This is a genomic window from Bacteroidia bacterium, from assembly GCA_025056095.1.
In the GTDB taxonomy this organism is placed as follows: Bacteria; Bacteroidota; Bacteroidia; order JANWVE01; family JANWVE01; genus JANWVE01.
Window position 1 is genome coordinate 1 of sequence record JANWVW010000168.1, and the last position, 6,139, is coordinate 6,139.

Annotated in this window: 6 protein-coding genes; 1 reads left to right on the forward strand and 5 read right to left on the reverse strand. The window is 37.9% G+C overall.

Going from position 1 to position 6,139, the window contains the following annotated elements:
• The 5 genes from NZ519_10865 to NZ519_10885 form a co-directional block, all read right to left on the reverse strand.
• Nucleotides 1–1,351 (reverse strand): glycosyltransferase family 39 protein (locus NZ519_10865; GenBank protein ID MCS7029251.1); only part of this gene is annotated, 1,351 nt, incomplete at its 3' end.
• Between the two features lie 67 nt (nucleotides 1,352–1,418).
• Nucleotides 1,419–2,756 (reverse strand): serine hydrolase, encoded by a 1,338-nt coding sequence (locus NZ519_10870; GenBank protein ID MCS7029252.1) that lies wholly within the window; start codon nucleotides 2,754–2,756, stop codon nucleotides 1,419–1,421.
• Between the two features lie 167 nt (nucleotides 2,757–2,923).
• Nucleotides 2,924–3,250: an iron-sulfur cluster assembly accessory protein gene (locus NZ519_10875; protein ID MCS7029253.1), complete on the reverse strand. Its 327-nt coding sequence runs from the start codon at nucleotides 3,248–3,250 to the stop codon at nucleotides 2,924–2,926.
• A 12-nt stretch (nucleotides 3,251–3,262) separates the two neighbouring features.
• Nucleotides 3,263–3,676: a Fe-S cluster assembly scaffold IscU gene (gene iscU / locus NZ519_10880; GenBank protein MCS7029254.1), complete on the reverse strand. Its 414-nt coding sequence runs from the start codon at nucleotides 3,674–3,676 to the stop codon at nucleotides 3,263–3,265.
• A 66-nt stretch (nucleotides 3,677–3,742) separates the two neighbouring features.
• Entirely contained in the window at nucleotides 3,743–4,957 is a 1,215-nt protein-coding gene (locus NZ519_10885) for an IscS subfamily cysteine desulfurase (GenBank protein ID MCS7029255.1), read from the reverse strand.
• Between the two features lie 139 nt (nucleotides 4,958–5,096).
• On the opposite strand from NZ519_10885, the gene NZ519_10890 reads away from it, so the two are divergent.
• Complete coding sequence (locus tag NZ519_10890) at nucleotides 5,097–6,053, forward strand: methylenetetrahydrofolate reductase (GenBank protein ID MCS7029256.1); 957 nt, start codon at nucleotides 5,097–5,099, stop codon at nucleotides 6,051–6,053.
• Nucleotides 6,054–6,139 lie beyond the last annotated feature (86 nt).

The window sequence follows — 6,139 nt, forward strand, 5'->3', positions numbered from 1 at the left end:
ACTCCTTTTCATACCAATACAAATATTGAGCATAGGACTTATGCTTTTCAAATTCTTCAACCGCACGATGGCAGTCCAAAATTGCAAAGCCCTTCTTGTGTAACATATAGAAAAAAATCGCTCCCGAAGCATCTGGACCTACTATACATAACGACTGGTCAGGTACACTTTGCCTAAGTATTTGCCTACTCTGCTCATAATATAACTCGTCAGGAAGTAAATGGCTGTCTGTCAGCCACCTTGCAGGATAAATCCTAATTATTGCCACAACAGGAACTAAGTAAAAACATAGATATGCTAAATATCTCAATCCTTTTACTGTATGTTGACTAAGCTTATACATGCCCCAACCAGCAATGGTAGAGAGTACTATCGTATAAGGTAGCATGTAATACTCATGGTACTTCATCTGTGTCAACTCCACGAAATGATAAATCAACAGAGCAATACTCCAAACTAATATGGGTAAAAAATATTTTCTTTGCTTTATTACCTCTTTAATGCGGATTAAGCCATACACAAAAAGCACAAAACTACTAAAACCTAAAAGCAGTTCAGGTAAATCGCTGATAATGTTTTTCTCTAAAATCTCAACAATAAGTTTGGTTTCTTTGGCAGGGCGGAATTCTATTCCAAAATCATACAGCCCCGAAGTTCTAATAAGATACACTGCATGCCTGTACCAAGATAAAGGAACAACTACACTACAAATTCCGAGTACGGTCAATTTCAAAATATCTTTGTAGGTATATGTTTGCCAAGAGATGAAAAAAATTGTTACCATAAAAAAGCCAATAGCTAAATACTGTATTTTGGTAAGCCCTGCAAGAGTAGCAAAGAAAGTACAAATGAGAACGTTTTTCCAAGTTCTATTTTGATTAAACCTTTGATAGAAATACAAAGCCCATATACTTGCACTTAAAGCTAATATGTCTGGTAAAGGGTTGATGCAATGAAAAAAAAGTTCAGGAATAAATAGAAAAATAACCGCCGTGTAATAAGCGATAGGTTTACTCTGCAGCCACTCATTTACCCAAAGGTATAAACCTATAACTCCTGCTACAAAAATGCACCATGTCAAAAATCGCGCTATCCAATATTTTTCACCTGTAATATGGTAGACTATCGCAAACAAGTATTCAAGTGAAGGAAATTGCATGCCCGTAACTCCATCAGAGAGCCCTCGATTGTCTACGCGGGGTTTGAATATGTTCATGCTTTCTTCATAAAAATTACGAGCTACTGCTAATGTACTGCATTGCCGCCATGTGTGTAAACTGTTTGGTGGTCTGTTCATAAAAAAGACATGTAGTACAAAGTTGAGTGTAATCCAAATCCACAGTTTTTTCACACTGCAATAATAACACAAGCGGGCCTATTAACTACTAAGGTTAGTTGAGTTTAGAAAAGCTACTTTTTCAAAAAACCATTAGTTTGACTGTCTGTACAAAGCTATCACAACTGAACTTAACAAAATATACCCCTGATGATAAATATGCGGAACATTCTATAATTCCCCTTGACAGGTCTGTGTTTGTACATTCGCGTAGCCACAAAATTTTGCCTTCTAAATCCATAATAGTGCAAGTAGCAGAGCGAATATTTTTACTGTTAGGAATAGAAATGAAAATACTTTGATGCTGTGAATAGACAGGATTAGGATATACTTGAATTTTGTTTTCTGATTCATCAAAAAGTTCGGTTTGATAGGTAGTGCTGCACATAACTGCATTCAATCGCCTGCAAATGCTATCTGTGAGGGCAAACTCTACGGCAGAGCTGCTCGGGGAATTTCCCATACGAATAAAAACTACCTTTTGTGAGGGATATACACTTATTATTTGTCCATTTTTACCCAAAGCAAAATAAGCGTCATTCGGTGCATTGGGCATCAATTTGCCTGGAAAAACGAAAGGTAAGCCCGGTACCATAAAACTGGACTTTCCATTGAGCCATGTGAGATATCCATAAGCTAAATTGAGAGGTTGAGAGGTGTTTGTCATTTGATTAAAATAATTTGTATCCGATAAAACGGGAGTAGTGTTCCAATAACCTTTATTGAGCAGTAAAAGTCCGAATCTTGCCATACTACGAGCTTTACTGAAATAAACTTGGTTATAGCCCACAGGATAGAAAAAGCCTTCCATTCCTATTTTGTTCTTAATCCGAGTGTTAATGTAAGCGTTCATGCTTGTACCTGTTGCACTTTGTATTACTTGGTGAAGCAATGTGTAAGGTGCATTGTGATAAGCCCAACGTGTACCTGCATCACTGTGATACTGCAAACAAGTACTTAGTGTACAATCAGGATTAGGAACTCCATCATCTAACCCTGTGCTCATGCTTAGCTGGTGTTTTATGGTAATCTGTCCCTCTTTGGGAGGGCTGCATGAAGTCCAGCCTAAGCCTAAAAATTTGGAGGTAGAATCGTTTATAGACAGATATCCTTCTTGTTGAGCGATACCTACTGCAAAAGCAGTAAGAGTTTTTCCTGCTGAAGCCCAATACCACAAGCTATCTTTGGTAAATGTACCGTAGTATTTTTCTACTACAATTTTGCCATTTTTAAGTAGAATAAACGCTTTTGTGTTTTCTCTACCCAAAAAAGCAACTAAACTATCCATTTTATCTTGGCACCAGCCTAGACTGCTTATAGAAATCGTATCCCATGTACTTCCTGTCAAAGGGGGAAAATACAGAGATTGACTTTTTAGTACAAAGGGCAGTATAATCCCCAGAAGGATGAAATTTCTCATGCTAGAAAGTCAGTTAAACAAAGTTAAAGAGTAGTGTTTAATTTTACAACAACTGCTTGCTCTTATTCTAACGAGTGATTGATTTGTAGTCCTAAGCAAAAAAATAGGGCAACGTATGAAGCCGCTGCCCTGAGCTCTTTTCAATAAGTGAAAGTAAGTAGGTTTATCTACACTGCAAAGCTTTCGCCACATCCGCAGGTGCGAGTGGCGTTCGGGTTAATGAAGTGAAATCCCTTACCATTTAGACCATCTGAAAAATCAAGCTCTGTCCCTACTAGGTAGAGTAAGCTTTTCATGTCCACGAATATTTTTAGACCTTTGTCTTCAAAAACATGATCACCAGGTTTTTGCTCATTATCAAAGTCTAAATGGTAAGAAAGTCCGGAGCATCCACCTCCTGTAATGGATACTCGCAGACCATAAGATTCATCAAGGTTATTTTCTTTTTTGAGCGATAAAATTTTTTGAAGTGCTTTCTCGCTGACAGTAATCATACCGAATTCCGTTTAGTAGCGTTCATCCAATTTTAGGGGTTCTAACCCGTTTTTGATGCGCCAGTCATTGATAGCTGCTTTAATAGCATCCTCAGCTAGTACAGAGCAATGAATCTTTACAGGGGGTAAGCTAAGTTCTTCCACAATATCCATATTATTTATTTTGAGTGCTTCCTCAATTGTTTTGCCTTTTAACCACTCTGTAGCCAATGAGGAGCTTGCAATAGCTGACCCACAACCGTAAGTTTTGAACTTAGCGTCTATAATAGTTTGAGTTTCAGGATCTACTTCAATTTGAAGGCGCATCACATCTCCGCATTCAGGGGCACCAACCAAGCCTGTTCCTACTTCTTTTTTATTTTTGTCTAATGTACCCACGTTACGTGGATTGTTGTAATGGTCTATTACTTTATCTGAATATGCCATAGCTCTATCTTAATTATTAAGTTTATTTTTACGCAAAATTATAACGAGATAATAGTAAAAAAAGTTTTAATGTGCTTTCCATTCTACTTTAGAAAAGTCCACTCCCTCTTTGAACATTTCCCACAAGGGGCTTAGTTCTCTTAGCCTAGCCACAGCTTGCTGTATGTAAGGGATGGCGTAGTCTATTTCCTCTTCTGTAGTAAATCTACCTAATCCAAAGCGAATAGAAGAGTGAGCAAGTTCATCATTTACACCTAATGCTTTGAGTACGTGAGAAGGTTCTAATGATGCAGAAGTACATGCTGAACCTGATGAAACTGCAAGGTTCTTTATACCCATCATCAAGCCTTCACCTTCTACAAAATTGAAAGAAATATTCGTTACATGTGGTAGTCTGTGTTCTCTGCTACCATTTACATATGTTTCTTCAATAGTGGTTATAATCGCATTTTCTAGTTTATCGCGAAGTCTTGCTAACCTTACGCTTTCTGTGGGCATTTCTTGTAGCGCTATCTCACATGCTTTTCCTAATCCTACAATACCAGGCACATTCAGCGTACCTGATCGCATACCTCTCTCATGCCCACCACCGTGTATTTGAGCAGTTAGTTTTACTCTTGGATTCTTTCTACGTACATACAGTGCACCTATGCCCTTAGGACCATAAATTTTGTGTCCTGACATGGCTAGCAAGTCGATTCCATCGGCTTCTACGTCAACAGGAATTTTACCTACTGCTTGAGTAGCGTCAGTCATGAATAGAACACCTTTACTGCGCACTATTTTAGAAATTTCACGAATGTTTTGTATCGTGCCAATTTCATTATTGGCATACATTACAGAAACTAGTATCGTTTTATCTGTGATGGCGCTCTCTAACTGATTAAGGTCTATCAAACCTTCTTTATTGACAGGTAAGTAAGTTACTTTTTTTCCTAATCTTTCTAAGTGCTTGCAAGAGTCCAGTACTGCTTTGTGTTCAGTTACTACTGTGATAATATGATCACCCTTTTTCTCATACATTTCCGCTACCCCTTTGATAGCAAGGTTGATAGACTCTGTTGCACCAGAAGTAAATATGATTTCTTTTTCATTAGCATTGATGAGCTTAGCTACTTGCTCTCTAGCATAATCAACTGCTTCTTCAGCTTCCCAACCAAAAGAATGGTTTCTGCTCGCTGCGTTGCCAAACTTTTCTGTAAAGTAAGGCAACATAGCTTCCAACACCCTAGGATCAACAGGTGTAGTAGCGTTATTATCTAAATAAATAGGGAACTTCATAGTTATTCGGTATATCTGTCGTAAGCAGATGGTTAAACATTACGTTGAATATAACCACAAAATTACAAAAAATAGTTCCTAAAATAAAAAAAACAAAATAAGTTCTCAAAAGTATGCTCACTTTACGCATATTTGTGATGTGAAAGTTATAGAGCATTTAGAGCGTGCAAGGAATCCTTTAATTAGTGTAGAGATTATTCCTCCCAAAAGGGGTGGAAACGTGCAGCAAATATTTGACATTGTGCAATCTATTTTGCCTTTTGAACCTGCTTTTATTGATATAACTTCTCATGCAGCCGAAGCTATATACGAAGAAATGCCTGATGGTAGAATTATCAGAAGAGTAAAACGAAAACGACCAGGTACAATTGGCTTATGTGCAGCAATTAAGAACAAGTTTAACATAGACCCTGTACCGCATATTTTGTGTCAAGGTTTTACTCGTGAGGAAACCGAAGATGCTTTGATTGAGCTTAATTATTTAGGTGTAGAAAATGTGCTTTGCGTGCGAGGAGATAGCCTCAATTACACTAAGGTAATTACTGATAATCGTACAGTTAATAAATACGCCGTAGAATTAGTGCAACAAGTACATAACTTGACCAAAGGGATTTATCAAGATGAGCTGATTGATGCTGCGCCTTTAGATTTTTGCATTGGCGTAGGTGGATATCCTGAAAAACATTTTGAAGCGCCCAATCTTACTTTTGATATTCAAAACACAAAGAAAAAAATAGACGCAGGCGCGCACTACATTGTAACACAAATGTTTTTTGACAATCGTTTTTACTTTGACTATGTAGATAAATGCAGAAAAGCAGGTATTACTGTACCTATCATTCCAGGGCTAAAAATTTTAACCCATGCTGGGCAATTATGTAGTATTCCTCGTGCTTTTCATGTCAGTATTCCAGATGAGTTGGTTGATCAGATGCTCAATGCACCTGAAAATGAACAAGCAGAAATAGGGATACAGTGGGCATTAAAACAATCTATTGAGTTGTTGGAAGCTGGAGTGCCTTGTTTGCACTATTATATCATGCAAAATACGGGTCCTATTGTAAAACTGCTTCAAGAGCTGAAAAAACGAATGTAATTTTTTTTGGGGCGTGCCCTTGTGGGCGTTTCGCTTGCGCTCATGCCCACAAGGTCGGCGTGCTACGGGCTACGCTATCGCTTCGG

Coding starts and splice junctions, on each gene's coding strand:
- NZ519_10870 (MCS7029252.1), bottom strand. CDS start 2,756: ATGAGAAATTTCATCCTTCTGGGGATTATACTGCCCTTTGTACTAAAA.
- NZ519_10875 (MCS7029253.1), bottom strand. CDS start 3,250: ATGATTACTGTCAGCGAGAAAGCACTTCAAAAAATTTTATCGCTCAAA.
- iscU (MCS7029254.1), bottom strand. CDS start 3,676: ATGGCATATTCAGATAAAGTAATAGACCATTACAACAATCCACGTAAC.
- NZ519_10885 (MCS7029255.1), bottom strand. CDS start 4,957: ATGAAGTTCCCTATTTATTTAGATAATAACGCTACTACACCTGTTGAT.